A 15,533-nucleotide genomic window follows, 5' to 3' on the forward strand; every position below is an offset into this window, starting at 1 on the left:
CGTCGTCGGCGCCCCGCGCCTACGAGGGGAAGGAGATCCCCGGGGGCGGACGCAGGAAGTGGGCCGTCGACGGGATCGGCTTCTCGAAGATCGACTTCTCGCTGGTCTCCAAGCTCGACTACGACAGCCTGGAACGGTCGCAGAAGACCGCACCCGTGCGGAAGACCCCGTTCCCACAGGGCAAGCCCACGGAGCGGTCGATCGTCGTCGCCCTGGCCGACATCAACTGCGAACGAGGACGCCCTCAATGCGGCGGAGAAGGTGCTGGGCACCCGAGTGCCCGGGGTGGTACGGCTCGCACAGAGGTCCGGGGTTTGGGGCGGCGGGAAGTGGTGAGGCGGCTGGGATGTCTCAGCGCCTCCTCACAGCCGCCCCTCAGGAAAGTCCCGCGCCCGAGCGCACGCAGGGCCGGGACGCCTTCTTCGACAACGCCAAGTACCTGGCGATAGTCCTGGTGGCGGCGGGCCACGCGTGGGAGCCGCTGCGGGACGGCAGCCGGACGGTGTCCGCGCTGTACATGGTGGTGTACGCCTTCCACATGCCGGCGTTCATCGTCGTCTCCGGGTACTTCTCGCGGAACTTCGACGGGAGCCCGGAGCGGCTGAAGCGGCTGCTGACCGGGCTCGTCGTGCCGTACGTCGTGTTCGAGACGGCGTACACCCTCTTCACTAGGTGGACCGACCAGGAGCCGGACCGGCCCGTCAGCCTCCTGGATCCCCTCTACCTGACGTGGTTCCTGGTGGCGCTGTTCATGTGGCGGCTGACCACCCCCTTCTGGAAGCGGGTGCGCCATCCCCTGCCGATCGCGCTCGCCGTCGCCATGCTCGCGACCCTCGCGCCGTCGATCGGCAACGACCTCGATCTGCAGCGGGCCCTGCAGTTCCTGCCGTACTTCGTGCTGGGGCTGTGCCTGCAGCCGGAGCACTTCCGGATGCTGCGGCGCCGTGCGGTGCGGGTGTGGGCCGTGCCGGTGTTCGTGTGCGCGCTCGTGATCGCGTACTGGGCGGTGCCGCGGATGAGCGGTGCCTGGTTCTACCACCGCGACAGCGCCGCGGAGTTGGGCGCGCCCGCCTGGTCCGGGCCGCTGATGACCCTGGTCGCCTTCGGCTGCTCGCTGCTCCTGGTCGCCTGTTTCCTCTCCCTGGTGCCCGGGCGGCGGATGTGGTTCACGGTGCTGGGCGCGGGCACGCTGTACGGCTATCTGCTGCACGGGTTCCTCGCGCAGGGCGCCAAGTTCTGGGGCTGGTACGACCCCGCCTGGATCCAGGGGCCGCTCGGCGCGCTCGTCGTCGGTGTCGTCGCCGCCGCGATCGTGACCGTGCTGTGCACCCCGCCCGTGCGGCGCGTCTTCCGTTGCGTGGTGGAGCCGGAGATGCGGTGGGGCTTCCGCCGAGAGACCGTGTGACAAGATGCTTCGGTCATGCCATACCAGAAAGGGACGATTCCCATGTCCAGGGTCGAGCTGACCACGAACTTCGGCCGTATCGTTCTCGAGCTCAATGACGCCGAGGCGCCCAAGACCGTCGAGAACTTCCTGTCGTACGTCCAGAACGGGCACTACGACGGCACGATCTTCCACCGGGTGATCCCGGGCTTCATGGTCCAGGGCGGCGGCTTCACCGCGGACATGGCGCAGAAGCCCACCCAGGCGCCGGTCCAGAACGAGGCCGACAACGGTCTGAAGAACACCGCCTACACCGTGGCGATGGCGCGCACCAGCGACCCGCACTCGGCGACGGCCCAGTTCTTCGTCAACGTCGCGGACAACGCCTTCCTCAACTTCACGGCGAAGAACCCGAACGGCTGGGGCTACACCGTCTTCGGCCGCGTCGTCGAGGGTCAGGACGTCGTCGACCAGATCACGGGCGTCAAGACGGGCAGCAGCCGCGGTCACCAGGACGTGCCCACGCAGTCGGTCGTCATCGAGAGCGCCAAGGTCGTCGGCTGACCGACGGCTCTCAACAGGGCTCAACAGGGCTGACGGGACCTGCGGCTGTCACGCCGCAGGTCACGCGGTCCGTTTGCGGGCGGTCGTCTTCTTGGCCGCCGTCTTCTTCGTCCCCCGAGTCGACTGGGCGGTCGACTTCGCCGTCGACTTCGCCGTCGACTTCTTCGCAGCCGCCGTCGTCTTCTTCGCAGCCGCCGTCGTCTTCTTCGCGGCAGCCGTCTTCTTCGCCGTGGACGTCGACTTCTTGCCGGCCGTCTGCTTGGGCGTGGCGCGAGCCGGCTTGCGGGCCGGGAGGCGTGTCACCTCCGCCTCCTCCTCGCCCCGCGACTCCTTCGCGTCCCGCACGCTCTTCTCCAGCGCGGCCATCAGGTCGAGCACCTTGCCGCCGCGAGCCGCTTCGGGAGCCTCCGGCGGCGCCTCGCCCGCGGCCTTCGCGGCGACGACCTCCTCCAGGGCCTCGCGGTACTCGTCGTGCAGGTCGTCGAGGTCGATCTCGCCGAGGGTGTCCATCAGGGCGTCCGCGAGGTCGAGTTCCTTGTCGTTGACCGTGACGTCGGTGTCGGGGGCGACGCCCTGCGGGGCGCGGACCTCGTCCGGCCAGAGCAGTCCGTGCATGGCGATGGCGTCCTCGACCACGCGGAGCATGCCCAGGCGCTCACGGCCGCGTAGCGCGAACTTCGCGATGGCCACCTTGTTGCTGCGCTTCAGCGCCTCCCTCAGCAGCGTGTACGGCTTGGCCGCCGGGACGCCGCCCGCCGCGAGGTAGTACGCGGCCTCCATCTGGAGCGGGTCGATCCGGTCCGCCGGGACGAAGGCCACGATCTCGATCGTCTTCGCCGTCGGAAGCGGCAGATGGGCGAGGTCCTCGTCCGTGATCGGGATGATCGTGCCGTCCGCGTCCTCGTAGCCCTTGCCGATCTCCGCCCCGGTGACCTCCCGCTCCTCCAGCTCGCAGACCTTGCGGTAGCGGATGCGGCCGCCGTCCTCCAGATGGATCTGGCGGAAGGAGATCGAGTGGCTCTCGGTGGCGTTCACCAGCTTGATCGGGATGCTGACCAGGCCGAACGAGATGGCGCCGTTCCATATGGATCGCACGTGCAGCACCCTTTCGGTCGGTTTAGTGGATCTTCTTCACATTTACTCCGCAATACCTGGAATTCTCATCGTATGACGCCGATCACAGAGGTGGAGGGGCGACGGCTCGCGCTCAGCAACCTGGAGAAAGTGCTGTACCCGGCGACCGGCTTCACCAAGGGCGAGGTGCTGCACTACTACGCCACCACCGCCGACGTCCTGCTACCCCATCTGCGGGACCGTCCGGTGTCCTTCCTGCGTTACCCGGACGGACCCGACGGCGAGGTGTTCTTCACCAAGAACGTCCCGCCGGGTACGCCCGACTGGGTCACCACCGCCGAGGTGCCCCGTTCGGAGGGGCCGGCGCGGATGGTGCTCGTGCAGGACCTCGCGAGTCTGATGTGGGCCGCCAATCTCGTCACCGAGTTCCACACGCCCCAGTGGGTGATCGGCGCCCCCGGCGAGGCCGACCGGCTCGTCTTCGACCTCGACCCCGGTGCACCCGCCGGCATCGTCGAGTGCTGCGAGGTCGCGCTGTGGCTGCGCGAGCGGCTGGCGGCGGACGGGATCGAGGCGTACGCCAAGACCTCCGGCTCGAAGGGGCTGCATCTGCTGGCGGCGGTGCGCGGATCAACGTCCGAGCAGGTGTCGGAGTACGCCAAGGAGCTCGCCGTGGAGGCCGAGAAGGCCATGCCCCGGCTGGTCGTCCACCGGATGACGCGCAGCCTGCGCCCCGGGAAGGTCTTCGTCGACTGGAGCCAGAACGCCGCCCGCAAGACCACCGCCACGCCCTACACCCTGCGCGCCCGCCCCGAGCCGACCGTGTCCGCGCCGGTCACCTGGGAGGAGGTCGAGGACTGCCGCTCCCCCGACCAACTCACCTTCCTGGCAGCGGACTTGGCCCCACGCATCCAGGCCTACGGCGACCTGCTGGCCCCGCTCCTCGACCCGGACCACGCGGGCCCGCTCCCCTGACTCCCGCAAAGAGGGGGACCCCACGAAGAAGGAGCCGCATGCACGCACGACCATCCACCCGCACCGCCGCCATCGGCCTGACCGCTCTCGCCCTCGTCGCCCTGCCCTGGGCGACGACACCCACGGAAGCCGCCACCAGGAAGGCCCCGGGCTCCACCGTCATCACCGACTGGAGCAGGACCGCCATGGACGTCGTCTCCGTCGACGCCCAGCGCCCCGCCGCCGAGCCCTTCCTCTGGTACGGCTTCGTCTCGGCCGCCGTCTACAACGCGGTCGTCGGCATCGAGGGCCGCTACACCCCGTACAAGTGGCACGCCCGCGGCCCGCGCGGCGCCTCCTCCGAGGCGGCCGCCGCGACCGCCGCCCGCCGGGTGCTCCTGACCTACTTCCCGGCGTCGAAGACGCGGATCGACACCGCCTACACCGCGTCCCTCGCGAAGGTTCCCGACGGCCAGGCGGAGAAGCAGGGCGTCCGCTTCGGGGAGCGCGCCGCCGCGCGGATCATCGAGCTGCGCAAGGACGACGGGCGCGACGCGAAGGTGACGTTCGACCCGACGCCCGCCCCCGGCGTCTGGCGCCCCGCGCCGCCGGACCACCGCCCCGCCGTCAACCCGTGGCTCGGCAAGGTGCGGCCGATGACCTTCGACGACCCGGCCCGGTTCGTGCCGGGCCCGCCGCCCGCGCTGACCTCGAAGCGGTACGCCCGTGAACTGGCCGAGGTGAAGGCGGTGGGCGCCAAGAACAGCACCGAGCGGAGCTCCTGGGAGACCGAGACCGCGCTCTTCTTCTCCGACCCGCTGCCGCAGCAGCTCCAGCGCGGCTACGCCGACCGCGTCATGCGGCACAAGCTGGACATCGTCGACGCGGCCCGGCTGTTCGCCGCCGCCAACACCGCGTCGGCCGACGCGACGATCACCACCTGGAACGCCAAGTTCCACTACGCCCTGTGGCGCCCGGTCCACGCGGTCCGGCTGGCCGACACCGACGGCAACCCGGCCACCGAGGCCGACCCGGCCTGGGAGCCGCTGCTGCGTACGCCTCCGTACCCGGAGTACATCGGCGGCCACTGCGCCAACGACGGCGCCGTCATGGCCGTACTCGACGGACTGACCGGCGGGGACATCGACCTGCGCCTCACGTCGGCACCGACGGGCACCACCCGGACGTACACCAGCTCCGCCGACTTCAACCGGGACGTCATCAACGCGCGGATCTGGAGCGGGATCCACTTCCGCACCGCCGACGTGGTCGGCAACCGGATCGGCCGGCACATCGGCGAGCGGGCGCTCCGCCACCATTTCCAGCCACTGCACCGGTGAGTTCAGCGGGCTGAGCAAAACGGCGGAACTCGCCGGTCCGCCCCGGTCATGGGTCCAACCTTGGGCACAACACAACCGTCCAAGGGGGGACACCCCATGACAAGAGACACCGCAAGCAGTGCCTTAGCACCCCGTGGCGGGCGCCGGACGCTCCTGACCGGCCTCCTCGCCCTCGCACTCGGCACCGTGCCCTGGGCCGCCTCCGCGGCCGCCCCGCAGCAGCCCACGGCACGGACCGCGAGCCCTCAGGTGATCCTCGACTGGAGCGAGACCGCCGTCGCCACCGTCCACACGGACGCCAAGAGGCCGGTGCCCGAGCAGCTCCTCTGGTACGGCTTCGTCTCGGCCGCCGTCTACAACGCGGTCGTCGGCATCGAGGGCCGCTACACCCCGTACAAGTGGCACGAGCGCGGTCCGCGCGGCGCCTCCTCCGAGGCGGCCGCCGCTGCCGCCGCCCACCGGGTTCTCCTGACCTACTTCCCGGCCTCGCAGGCCCGGCTCGACGCCGCCCTCACCGCGTCCCTCGCGAAGATCCCCGACGGCCGGGCCGAGGACAAGGGCGTCGCCTTCGGCGAGCGGGCCGCCGCACGGATCGTGCAGCTGCGCGAGAACGACGGACGCGGCGCCCCGGTGACGTACGACAGGCCACCCGCGCCCGGCGTCTGGCGGCCCACCCTGCCGGCCAACGCGCCCTTCGCCGTGCCGTGGCTCGGACAGGTGCGGCCGATGCTGCTCGACTCGCCGGACCAGTTCCTGCCGGGCGCTCCGCCCACGCTGACCTCGAAGGCCTACACCCGGGAGTTCGCCGAGGTGAAGGCGGTCGGAGCGCGGACCGGCTCGACCCGCACGGCACAGCAGACCGAGACCGCGCGGTTCTTCTCCGACGCCCTGCCGCTGCAGGTTCAGGCCGCCAACCGCGGCTACGTCGAACGGCACGGGCTCGGCATCGTCGACGCGGCCCGGCTGTTCGCCGCCACCGGTACGGCGATGGCCGACGCGACGATCACGGGATGGAACGCCAAGTTCACCTACGCCCAGTGGCGGCCCATCACCGCCATCCAGCTGGCGGACACCGACGGCAACCCCGCGACCGCGGCCGACCCGTCCTGGCTGCCGCTGCTCGACACGCCTCCGTATCCGGACTGGGTCAGCGGCCACAACGTCAACGACGGTGCCGTGATGAGTGTCCTGAACCGCCTGACCGGCGGGGACATCGACTTCCGGATCTCGTCGGCGGTCACGGGCACGAGTCGTACGTACACCAGCGCCGCCGACTACAACCGGGACGTGATCGACGCCCGGGTGTGGGGCGGGCTGCACTTCCGCTCCAGCGACGTGGTGGCGAACAGGACGGGCGGCCGGATCGGCTCCTATGCCCTCGCCCACTACTTCAAACCGATCAAGTAGCCGGCTAGATGCGCGTCCACGTGTTCCGGTCCCGTGCCATCGCGTGCAGCGCCTCCACGTCCGCCGGCTTCAGCACCCCGCCCAGGCGGGCGAGCCCTTCGAGGTCCGTGTCCTGGAGGATGCGGACCTCGCGGGGCGGGAGGGTGACCGTGACGTCCGCGGGGCCGGCCAGGGCCAGGACCGGATGGACCTCGGCGGTCAGCGCGTAGGAGGCGCGGTCGGCGTCGGCGCGGACGCGGCGCAGCAGCGGGTGCGGTTCACGGCGGCCCAGCGTGACCATGGGGTCGGCGACCGTGACCCGCTGCTTGCGGGCGTACAGGGCGTGGACGGCGAACAGTCCGCCGGGGCCGATCAACAGGTGGTGGACGCGGTCGCCGCCGGGCAGCGGGACCGAGTGCAGCGCGTGCCACCCGGCACCGTCGAGACGGTCCAGGGCCTCTCCCACCGTCTGCTCGGCCTCCAGCGCGCGCCGCCGGGGATCGCGACGGAGCCGGTGCGGCGGGCCGGGGTCCCGGTCCAGGGCGATCTGGAGGGCCTCGCCGGGCCGGTTGGGCGCCAGGTCGTCGTCCGGGTGCAGAGACAGCCGGGCCAGCTCCGCGGGGGTCGGGACCGGCGGCGGACCCACGGCCACCGGGCCGGTCAGGAAGGGGCCGAGGACATGGAGCACGTCGTCCCGGCGGTCTTCGCTCAACAGGTTGATCCGGGCAGCCTCACGGTCGTACCAGGCGATGTTCCTGCCGTCCGTGAGGCAGACGTACAGCCGCTCCTGGCCGTGGCGCCAGGTCGGTACGACGCGCAGTCCGCTCATGCACCATCACCCCCGACCATGGGAACAGGCGGGGTGCTCCGCAGGCAAGAAGCCGGTTACCTTTGGGGTGAGTTGGGCAGTGCCTTGGGGATGGGCAGGGGCTTGGGGAGGCGCCGTTGCGGACCCGCAGGAAGCAACCCGACGTACCGGCTCCGGACAGTCCGTGGAACGAGATCGTGCCCGGGCTGTGGATGGGAGGTCACGAGTTCAGGGGCCTTACCGGACAACTGGAGTTCGCCGTCGTAGGCGATGAGTTCGATGTCGTGCAGACCTTGCTACGACTGCCGGGTCACGGGCCCGACCCGGACGTCGAGCACCATGTGTGGCCGATCCCGGACGGCCCGCTGGACGGCACGCAGCTCGCGGGCGTGATACGCCTCGCGCAGGCCGCGTGCGACGCGATGGACGAGGGCCGCAAGGTCCTCGTCCGCTGTTACAGCGGCTACAACCGCTCGGGGCTGGTCGTGGCCCACGCCCTGGTCCGGCGGGGGCATGCCACGGACGAGGCGATCCGGCTGATCCGGGCCCGCCGCTCGCCGTGGGCCCTGCACAACGAACTGTTCGTCGAGTACCTCCAGGCCGGGCTGTCGACGGCACGGCTGCTGGAGGAACTCACCGAGTAGGCGGTCCCGCGGGGACACCGCTGCGCAAAAAGGACTTCCCTACGAATAAGGTGGTCGGGGCCGACCCAGAGCCCCGGACCCGACCGCCAGGAGCACAGTGCCACGCCCCGCCCGTACCGCCCTCGCCGTAGCCCTGCTGCTCGCGACGGCCGCGGGCTGCGGCGACGCGGGCGGGCTGCGGGGTGCGGGCGCGACGCCGACCGCGATCAGCCCGGACCGGCTGTGGCCGCAGCTGACGCCCGCGTCGAGCCCGGCCTTCGAGATCGGCGAGGTGGACACGGAGGTCGTCAAGGGCGTCAAGGTGCCCGGCGACGACATCCGCGAGGTGGATCCGGTCGCGGTCGTCCGCGCCGAGATCAAGGCGAGTCCGGGCGACTACTCCGACGGCGCCTACGACGACACGGCCCGCCGGATGGCCGACTGCGGCAAGAAGGGGACGGCCGGCAGCAAGTGCCCCGTCCTCCAGCCGTACTACCGCGACCTGACCGGCGACGGACACGCCGACCTGACGCTGGGCTTCCGGCAGCTGCCCGGCAATCTGACGGCCGTGCGCGTCTACACCGTCGAGAAGCACCGGCTCGTCAAGATCATGGCCTGGGAGGACGCGGTGAGCGGGGTCGAGCTGGCCGGGCGGTCCGTGATCATCCGCTCGCCGTCCGAGGTGGCGGGCTACGAGTACCGGCTTCAGTGGACCTGGGACCAGCAGCAGAAGTCGATGCTGCTCACGCACGACGAGATGCTGCGGACCGGTACGCGTACGAGGACGGCGACTCCCTCCGCGAGCGCCACCCGATGAGGCTCGTACTCCCTCGCTGGTCCGGCACCCTCGCGGTGAAGGCCGCCGTCTTCATCACCGTGATGTGCTGCGCGCTCGCCGCGCTGCTCGGCGTCCTCGTGCACGTCTCGGTGACGAACCAGACCGTCGGCGAGGCCCGCGACCTGGCGCTGAGCCGGCTGAAGGACGCGACCGAGGCGTACGAGGCCGGGGACACGCTGATGTGGGACGCCGGCGTCGATCCGCCGGATCTGCCCGCGGCACTGCGGGACCTGGCGGTCGCCGGGGACCGCGGCACGATGGTCGGCGAGCACCGCGGGCGCCCCACGATGTGGGCGGCGGGGCCGGTGGACGACGACCGGGCGCTGGCCGTCGAGGTCGACTACTCGCAGGGCTCGCGCACCATCGAGGGCCTGGACCGGGCGATCGTGTGGTCGTCGGTGCTGGCGATCGGGGTGACCCTCCTGGTCGGCGCGATCGCGGTGACCCGGGTGACGCGGCGGCTGCACGCGACCGCGCAGGTGGCCCGGCGGATCAGCGGCGGCGACCTCGACGCGCGCGTCGACGATGCCCGTACGAAGGATCCGACGCGCCCTCAGGACGAGGTGGCCGCGGTCGCCGCCGCGCTGGACTCCATGGCGGCCTCGCTGCAGGGCAAGCTGCTGAGCGAGCAGCGGTTCACGGCGGACGTGGCGCACGAGCTGCGTACGCCGTTGACCGGGCTGCACGCGGCGGCCGAGCTGTTGCCGCCGGGGCGGCCGACGGAGCTGGTGCGGGACCGGGTGGCGGCGTTGCGGACGCTGACCGAGGACCTGTTGGAGATCTCGCGGCTGGACACCGGGCGGGAGCGGGTGGATCTGGACACGGAGAGGCTGGCCGCGCTGGCCGAGCGGGTGGTGCGGGCGTCGGGGACCGACACGGAGGTCGACGTCGTACGGGATGTCGCCGTGGAGACGGATCGGCGGCGGCTGGAGCGGGTGCTGGGGAATCTCGTCGCCAACGCGCATCGGCATGGGCGGGCGCCGGTGTCTCTGACAGTCGACGGGGCTGTCGTGACCGTTCGGGACCATGGGGACGGTTTCCCCGACTATCTGGTGGAGCATGGGCCGCAGCGGTTTCGGACGGAGGGTGGGGCAAAAGGGCACGGTCTGGGGCTGACTATCGCGTGCGGGCAGGCTGAGGTGTTGGGGGCTCAGCTTGTGTTTTCGAATGCGGTGGATGGTGGGGCGGTTGCGACGTTGATGTTGCGGTAGCTGACTGCCTGCGGGCCGGTGGGGGCTGGTCGCGCCCACGCGGCGGAGCCGCACATCGATACAGCCCCGCGCCCCTTCGGGGCGCTCCTATGGCCCAGCGTGACGGGCGATGCCCGTACACCCCTCCTAATGTGGCGATTAGTCAGCTTCGCCCCCATACGGAGGTTCTCCCCATGTCCCTGCGCTCCCGCCTCCCCATAGCCGTCGCCGCCGGCACGCTCCTCGCCGCGGCCGCCGCCACTCCCGCCGTCGCGAACGACGACTGGGGTCACCACCACGACCACCCGCGCCTGTACAAGGGCGTCGTCACGGCGAGCACGCTGAACCTGCGCAGTGCCCCGAACCGTGGCTCGCAGATCATCCGGACCGCCCACAAGGGCGAGATCGTCACGATCTTCTGCAAGACCGGCGGCGAGACCGTCGGCAGCAACCCCCTCTGGTACCTCCTCACGGACGGCACCTGGGCCTGGGGCGCCGCCCGGTACATCGACAACATCGGGCCCGCGCCACGCTGGTGCTCGTAGCACAGGAAGACAACCCTCCCGATTTGGGTAAGTTCCGGACATGACCAACGCCGGAACCACCGTGGCACCAGCGGATGCCCCCGCTCCCGCGGTACGCCTCCCCCGGCGCCGTGGCATCGAACTGGCCCTCATCGTCCTCGCCGTACTGCTCTCCGTGTACGGCTACTGTGACGTCGGCCTCGCCAAGAACGGCACCGTCCCGCCCGGCGCCGCCGGTTACGGCGCCGGGCTCGGCGTGCTCGCGCTCCTCGCGCACTGCGCGGTCCGCATCCGGGCGCCGTACGCCGATCCGCTCCTGCTGCCCATCGGCGTGCTGCTCAACGGCCTCGGCCTGGTCCTCATCTACCGGCTGGACCTGGAGACACCGGGCGCCCGCGCGGCCCCCGCCCAGCTCGTCTGGTCCACGGTCGGCGTGGCCCTGTTCATCGTGATCGTGCTGGCCCTGCGCGACCACCGGGTCCTCCAGCGCTACGCCTACGTCTGCGTCGCCGCCGCGCTCGTCCTCCTCACCCTCCCGATCTTCTTCCCGGCCGTGAACGGCGCCCGCATCTGGATCCGGATCGCCGGATTCTCCATCCAGCCGGGCGAGTTCGCGAAGGTGCTGCTGGCGGTCTTCTTCGCCGCGTACCTGGCGGCCAACCGCAACGCGCTGGCGTACGCGGGCCGCAGGATCTGGCGGCTGCAGCTCCCCACCGGGCGGGTCCTCGGCCCGATCGTCGCCATCTGGCTGATCAGCGTCGGCGTACTGATCCTCGAGCGGGACCTGGGCACTTCGCTGCTCTTCTTCGGCCTGTTCGTCGTTCTCCTGTACGTCGCCACCGGCCGGACCGGCTGGATCGCCGTCGGGCTGCTGCTGGCCTCGCTGGGCGCGGTGGCCGTCGGCTGGCTGGAACCGCACGTGCACAGCAGGGTGGAGGACTGGCTGCACCCCTTCGCGTCGATCGAGGCGGGCCAGGGCCCCAACCAACTGGCCCAGTCCCTGTTCTCCTTCGCGGCGGGCGGCATCCTCGGCACGGGTCTCGGCCTCGGCCATTCCATCCTCATCGGCTTCGCGGCGAAGTCGGACTTCATCCTGGCCACGGCGGGTGAGGAGCTGGGCCTGGCCGGCCTGTCGGCGATCTTCCTGCTCTACGGCCTCCTCGTGGAGCGCGGCTACCGGGCGGGGCTGTCCCTGCGCGACCCGTTCGGGCGGCTGCTCGCGGTCGGGCTCGCCTCGATCGTGGCGCTCCAGGTGTTCGTGATCGCGGGCGGGGTGACCGGCCTGATCCCGCTGACCGGCATGGCGATGCCGTTCCTCGCGCAGGGCGGCTCGTCGGTCGTCACCAACTGGGCGATCGTGGCGCTGCTGATCCGGGTGAGCGACTCGGCCCGCAGCCAGTACGACGGAGAGGCCGCCCCCTGATGACGCGTTACATCCGCTACGCCGCCGTGTTCTGCGCCCTGCTGCTCGCGTCCCTCCTCGTCAACGCCACCCGCATCCAGGTCTTCCAGGCCCGGTCCTACGACGACAATGCCGCCAACCGCCGCCACAACATCGCCGTGTACAGCCGGCCCCGCGGCGACATCCTGGTCGGCGGCCGGCCGGTCACCGGCTCCCGGGACACCGGAGAGCAGCTCCGCTACGAACGGACGTACAAGGACGGGCCGTTGTACGCCCCCGTCACCGGCTTCGCCTCGCAGGAGTACGGCACGACCTTCCTGGAGCACGCCGGGGACGAGATCCTCTCCGGCACGGACCCGATGCTCACCCCGTTCCCGCTGTGGAACGACCTGACCCGCGCCCAGAACTCCGGCGGCGACGTCGTGACGACGCTGGACCGGGCCGCGCAGGAGGCGGCGTACACCGGACTCGGCGGGCGCAAGGGCGCGGTGGCCGCGATCGAGCCGTCGACCGGGCGGATCCTGGCGCTGGTGTCGACGCCGTCGTACGACCCCGCGGTGCTGTCCGGAAACAACGCGGCGGTGGGACGGTCCTGGTCCCGGCTCAACGCCGACGTGGACAAGCCGATGCTCAACCGGGCGGTACGGCAGACCTATCCGCCGGGCTCGACCTTCAAGGTGGTCACCGCGGCGGCCGCGCTGGACGCGGGTGTGATCACCGACCTCGACGCGCCGACCGACTCGCCGGCCCCGTACACCCTGCCCGGCACGACGACTTCGCTGACCAACGCGTCCGACGGCTGCGAGGACCTCTCGCTGCGGGAGGCCTTCAAGTGGTCGTGCAACACGGTGTTCGCGAAGCTGGGCGTGTCGGTGGGCGTGGGCGACATGACGGCCACGGCGCAGGCCTTCGGCTTCAACGACACGGGGCTGCGGATCCCCTACGCCGCGGCGGAGAGCACCTTCGACACGAGCCTGGACAAGGCGCAGCTCGCCCTGTCGTCCATCGGGCAGTACAACACCCGCGCCACGCCCCTGCAGATGGCGATGGTCGCGGCGGCCGTCGCCAACGGCGGACAGGTGCGCTCGCCCTACCTGGTGGAGCGGACGACCACGGACGACGGCGACACCGTGGCCACGGCCGGCTCCCGCCCGGTGCGGCAGGCGATGCACCCCTCGACCGCCGTCCGCCTCAAGGAGCTGATGGAGCAGGTGGTCACGGAGGGCACCGGCACCAACGCCGCCATCCCCGGCGCCACCGTCGGCGGCAAGACCGGCACCGCCCAGCACGGCATCGGCAACTCCGGGACGCCGTACGCCTGGTTCGTGTCCTGGGCGAAGGGCGACCGGGACATGGAGGCGAAGGTGGCGGTCGCGGTGGTGGTGGAGGACGCGGAGGCGGACCGGGGGGAGATCAGCGGGGGCGGGGACGCGGCGCCGATCGCCCGGGCGGTGATGGAGGCGGTGCTGAACTCATAGGCGGGCGGCGGCTTTCGACGAGTCGGCCTGGTCGACGAGCGCGCTCGGGAGAGCGACGTACGCCGTGACGCCCGTGCCCTGCGTCGGGCGCAGTTCGACGTGGGCGCCGAGGCGGGCGGCGAGGGCGCCGACGACGTGGTGGCCGAGGAACCGGGTGGGGGCGGTGGCGAGCGGGCCGCTGCGGCCGGTCAGCAGGTCGTTGGCCTGGGTCATGCGTTCCACTGTCATGCCGATGCCGCGGTCCAGGACGGCGAGGCAGTACTCGCCGCCGTCCCGCCAGCCGTAGATCTCGACGGGCTGCTTCGGCGGGCTGAACATCAGCGCGTTCTCCACCAACTCGGCGAGCAGGTGCGAGAGTTCGGCGACGCAGTAGCCGCGGACCCGGCACGGCTGGACGTCGGTGACGGCGACGCGCTGGTACTGCTCGACCTCGGCGACGGCCGACTGCACGACCTCGTGGACGGCGACCGTGCCGCGCCAGGTGCGGGCGGGCGACTCCTCGCCGGCGAGCACGAGCAGGGACTCGGCGTTGCGGCGCATACGGGTGGCCAGGTGATCGAGTTCGAAGAGCTCGGAGAGGGCGTCCGGATCGAGCTCCTGGCTCTCCAGGGTGGTGATGAGGCCGAGCTGGCGGTTGAGAAGGGCCTGGTTGCGGCGGCCGAGGCTGGCCAGCGACTCGGTGCTGTTGCGGCGCAGGACGGCCTGCTCGGCGGCGAGGCCCACGGCGGTGTGCTCGACGTTGCGCAGGGCGGCGGCCAGGCGGGTGATCTCCCGTGCGGTGCCCGTGAGTTGGGGCTGTTCGAACTCGGGCGGGAGCGGGTCGTCGGGGTCCGCCTCCTGGATGCGCCGGACGGCGTCGGGCAGCCGGGCGCCGGCCACCGTGTCCGCCTCGTCGGCGAGGGCGCCCAGGGGGCGGGTGATGGAACGGGCCGAGAACACGGCGAGCGCGGTGGCGACGGCGAGGATCAGCACGCCCAGGGCGACGAATCCGGCGAGCTGGCGGGTGGCCGCGTCGCCGGTCTCCTCGGCGCGGACCCGGACATCGTCCCCGACCTGCTTCTGCACGCCGTGCAGAGCGTCGACGAGGGTCGTCATGTCGGCCCACCAGCGGGCGGGGGCGACGGAGAGGGCGGAGCCGTCGGCGCCGCGTTCGGCCTGCGTCTCGTAACCGGTGACGCGGCGGGCGGCGGCGGTCGCGAAGGCCTTGTCGAGCGTGGACTTCTCGGCCTGGGTGGCGAGTTGGCGGAACTGGCCGAGCGCGGCGACGCGGGTGGCGCGGATCTCGGTGAAGTCGAGGAACTCGCCGGAACGGAAGCGTTGTGCGGCGAACACGCCGTTGAGCGAGCCGCGTTCGAGGGCTACGGCCTCCGTGGCGCGGGCCAGCGCCTGGAGTGCCTGCACGCCCTGGGCGATCCGCCGGTCACCGCTCGGGGCGCCGGCCGACTCGGCGTCGATGAGGGCGGTGACGGCCTTGGTGTACGTGGTCAGGGTGGCAGCGCGGTCCGCGGTGCCGGCGTCGACGCCACGGCGGACGGCGGGGAGGGCGGCGAGGGGGATCTCGGCGGCGTCGAGGGCGGAGACGGCGGCATCCGGCAGATCGCCGCGCTCGTCGGAGAGGGCGGCGCGCAGCTTGGTGCGGGCACCGTCGGTCCGGTCCCGCTGTGCGTCCACATCGTCCCGGTACTCCTTCGCGCCGCCCAACAGCCCGTTGGTCAGCCCTCGTTCGAGCTGCACCTCCCGGACGAGGTCCTGCACGCGCAGCAGGACACCGACGTGCGCCTCGGTCTCCCGGGCGGCGGACCAGTCGGCGGCGCGGTCGGCGACGCCCAGCCCGATCAGGGCGAGCAGGAGACAGGTCGGGACGGCCAGCACGATGGCCATACGGCCGCGGATGGAGTTCCAGCCGGGCAGTGCGGGCAGGCGGAGGTTGGTCGATCGGAGGGTGGTCGATACGTTCCCCATCATGGA

The 15,533-nt window shown here is 71.6% G+C and carries 14 protein-coding genes; 11 read left to right on the forward strand and 3 right to left on the reverse strand.

What is annotated here, in order from left to right:
* Window positions 1-346: 346 nt before the first annotated feature.
* Both IG08_RS0105975 and IG08_RS0105980 read left to right on the forward strand, forming a co-directional pair.
* A complete protein-coding gene (locus tag IG08_RS0105975) occupies window positions 347-1,405 on the forward strand; it encodes an acyltransferase family protein (RefSeq protein WP_030597080.1) in 1,059 nt (352 codons plus the stop codon).
* Between the two features lie 42 nt (window positions 1,406-1,447).
* Window positions 1,448-1,948, forward strand: a complete 501-nt coding sequence (locus IG08_RS0105980) for a peptidylprolyl isomerase (protein ID WP_030597082.1) — start codon at window positions 1,448-1,450, stop codon at window positions 1,946-1,948.
* A gap of 60 nt (window positions 1,949-2,008) precedes the next feature.
* On the opposite strand, the gene ku is transcribed toward IG08_RS0105980, so the two are convergent.
* Window positions 2,009-3,043 carry a non-homologous end joining protein Ku gene (gene ku / locus IG08_RS0105985; RefSeq protein ID WP_476713186.1) on the reverse strand — a complete coding sequence of 345 codons (1,035 nt, stop codon included), beginning with the start codon at window positions 3,041-3,043 and terminating at the stop codon, window positions 2,009-2,011.
* Between the two features lie 72 nt (window positions 3,044-3,115).
* On the opposite strand from ku, the gene ligD reads away from it, so the two are divergent.
* The 3 genes from ligD to IG08_RS58815 all read left to right on the forward strand — a co-directional run bounded on the left by ligD (window position 3,116) and on the right by IG08_RS58815 (window position 6,723).
* Complete coding sequence (gene ligD, locus IG08_RS0105990; RefSeq protein ID WP_030597085.1) at window positions 3,116-3,997, forward strand: non-homologous end-joining DNA ligase; 882 nt, start codon at window positions 3,116-3,118, stop codon at window positions 3,995-3,997.
* Window positions 3,998-4,035: 38 nt separating this feature from the next.
* A complete protein-coding gene (locus IG08_RS0105995) occupies window positions 4,036-5,316 on the forward strand; it encodes a vanadium-dependent haloperoxidase (RefSeq protein WP_030597086.1) in 1,281 nt (426 codons plus the stop codon).
* Window positions 5,317-5,412: 96 nt separating this feature from the next.
* A complete protein-coding gene (locus IG08_RS58815) occupies window positions 5,413-6,723 on the forward strand; it encodes a vanadium-dependent haloperoxidase (protein WP_052424495.1) in 1,311 nt (436 codons plus the stop codon).
* A gap of 4 nt (window positions 6,724-6,727) precedes the next feature.
* Here IG08_RS58815 and IG08_RS0106005 read toward each other — a convergent pair whose 3' ends face one another.
* Window positions 6,728-7,531, reverse strand: coding sequence for a nuclease-related domain-containing protein (locus tag IG08_RS0106005; protein WP_030597091.1), 804 nt, complete (start codon window positions 7,529-7,531; stop codon window positions 6,728-6,730).
* Window positions 7,532-7,647: 116 nt separating this feature from the next.
* Between IG08_RS0106005 and IG08_RS0106010 the strand changes: the two genes are divergently transcribed.
* The 6 genes from IG08_RS0106010 (at window position 7,648) to IG08_RS0106035 (ending at window position 13,565) form a co-directional block, all read left to right on the forward strand.
* Window positions 7,648-8,154 (forward strand): protein-tyrosine phosphatase family protein, encoded by a 507-nt coding sequence (locus IG08_RS0106010; RefSeq protein WP_030597094.1) that lies wholly within the window; start codon window positions 7,648-7,650, stop codon window positions 8,152-8,154.
* A gap of 97 nt (window positions 8,155-8,251) precedes the next feature.
* Entirely contained in the window at window positions 8,252-8,950 is a 699-nt protein-coding gene (locus IG08_RS0106015) for a hypothetical protein (RefSeq protein ID WP_030597096.1), read from the forward strand.
* On the forward strand, window positions 8,947-10,182 hold the full coding sequence (locus IG08_RS0106020; RefSeq protein ID WP_030597100.1) for a sensor histidine kinase: 1,236 nt from the start codon (window positions 8,947-8,949) through the stop codon (window positions 10,180-10,182). Before IG08_RS0106015 ends, IG08_RS0106020 begins: the two co-directional genes overlap by 4 nt.
* Window positions 10,183-10,355: 173 nt before the next feature.
* Window positions 10,356-10,706, forward strand: a complete 351-nt coding sequence (locus IG08_RS0106025; protein WP_030597103.1) for an SH3 domain-containing protein — start codon at window positions 10,356-10,358, stop codon at window positions 10,704-10,706.
* 40 nt (window positions 10,707-10,746) lie between these two features.
* Window positions 10,747-12,108: an FtsW/RodA/SpoVE family cell cycle protein gene (locus IG08_RS0106030; protein WP_030597106.1), complete on the forward strand. Its 1,362-nt coding sequence runs from the start codon at window positions 10,747-10,749 to the stop codon at window positions 12,106-12,108.
* Window positions 12,108-13,565 (forward strand): penicillin-binding transpeptidase domain-containing protein, encoded by a 1,458-nt coding sequence (locus IG08_RS0106035; protein WP_030597110.1) that lies wholly within the window; start codon window positions 12,108-12,110, stop codon window positions 13,563-13,565. Before IG08_RS0106030 ends, IG08_RS0106035 begins: the two co-directional genes overlap by 1 nt.
* On the opposite strand, the gene IG08_RS53925 is transcribed toward IG08_RS0106035, so the two are convergent.
* On the reverse strand, window positions 13,560-15,530 hold the full coding sequence (locus tag IG08_RS53925) for a sensor histidine kinase (RefSeq protein ID WP_052424496.1): 1,971 nt from the start codon (window positions 15,528-15,530) through the stop codon (window positions 13,560-13,562). The two genes, IG08_RS0106035 and IG08_RS53925, sit on opposite strands and share 6 nt — an antisense overlap.
* Between the last annotated feature and the right edge of the window lie 3 nt (window positions 15,531-15,533).

Origin of the sequence: Streptomyces fulvoviolaceus, assembly GCF_000718165.1 — a bacterium.
Lineage (GTDB): Bacteria > Actinomycetota > Actinomycetes > Streptomycetales > Streptomycetaceae > Streptomyces > Streptomyces fulvoviolaceus.

What these genes read in the sequence shown, in the direction of transcription:
- IG08_RS0106035 (WP_030597110.1), top strand. Translation starts at nt 12,108, where the DNA reads ATGACGCGTTACATCCGCTACGCCGCCGTGTTCTGCGCCCTGCTGCTC.
- IG08_RS0105995 (WP_030597086.1), top strand. Translation starts at nt 4,036, where the DNA reads ATGCACGCACGACCATCCACCCGCACCGCCGCCATCGGCCTGACCGCT.
- IG08_RS53925 (WP_052424496.1), bottom strand. Translation starts at nt 15,530, where the DNA reads ATGATGGGGAACGTATCGACCACCCTCCGATCGACCAACCTCCGCCTG.
- IG08_RS0105980 (WP_030597082.1), top strand. Translation starts at nt 1,448, where the DNA reads ATGTCCAGGGTCGAGCTGACCACGAACTTCGGCCGTATCGTTCTCGAG.
- ligD (WP_030597085.1), top strand. Translation starts at nt 3,116, where the DNA reads ATGACGCCGATCACAGAGGTGGAGGGGCGACGGCTCGCGCTCAGCAAC.
- IG08_RS0106030 (WP_030597106.1), top strand. Translation starts at nt 10,747, where the DNA reads ATGACCAACGCCGGAACCACCGTGGCACCAGCGGATGCCCCCGCTCCC.
- IG08_RS58815 (WP_052424495.1), top strand. Translation starts at nt 5,413, where the DNA reads ATGACAAGAGACACCGCAAGCAGTGCCTTAGCACCCCGTGGCGGGCGC.
- IG08_RS0105975 (WP_030597080.1), top strand. Translation starts at nt 347, where the DNA reads ATGTCTCAGCGCCTCCTCACAGCCGCCCCTCAGGAAAGTCCCGCGCCC.
- IG08_RS0106020 (WP_030597100.1), top strand. Translation starts at nt 8,947, where the DNA reads ATGAGGCTCGTACTCCCTCGCTGGTCCGGCACCCTCGCGGTGAAGGCC.
- IG08_RS0106005 (WP_030597091.1), bottom strand. Translation starts at nt 7,531, where the DNA reads ATGAGCGGACTGCGCGTCGTACCGACCTGGCGCCACGGCCAGGAGCGG.
- IG08_RS0106025 (WP_030597103.1), top strand. Translation starts at nt 10,356, where the DNA reads ATGTCCCTGCGCTCCCGCCTCCCCATAGCCGTCGCCGCCGGCACGCTC.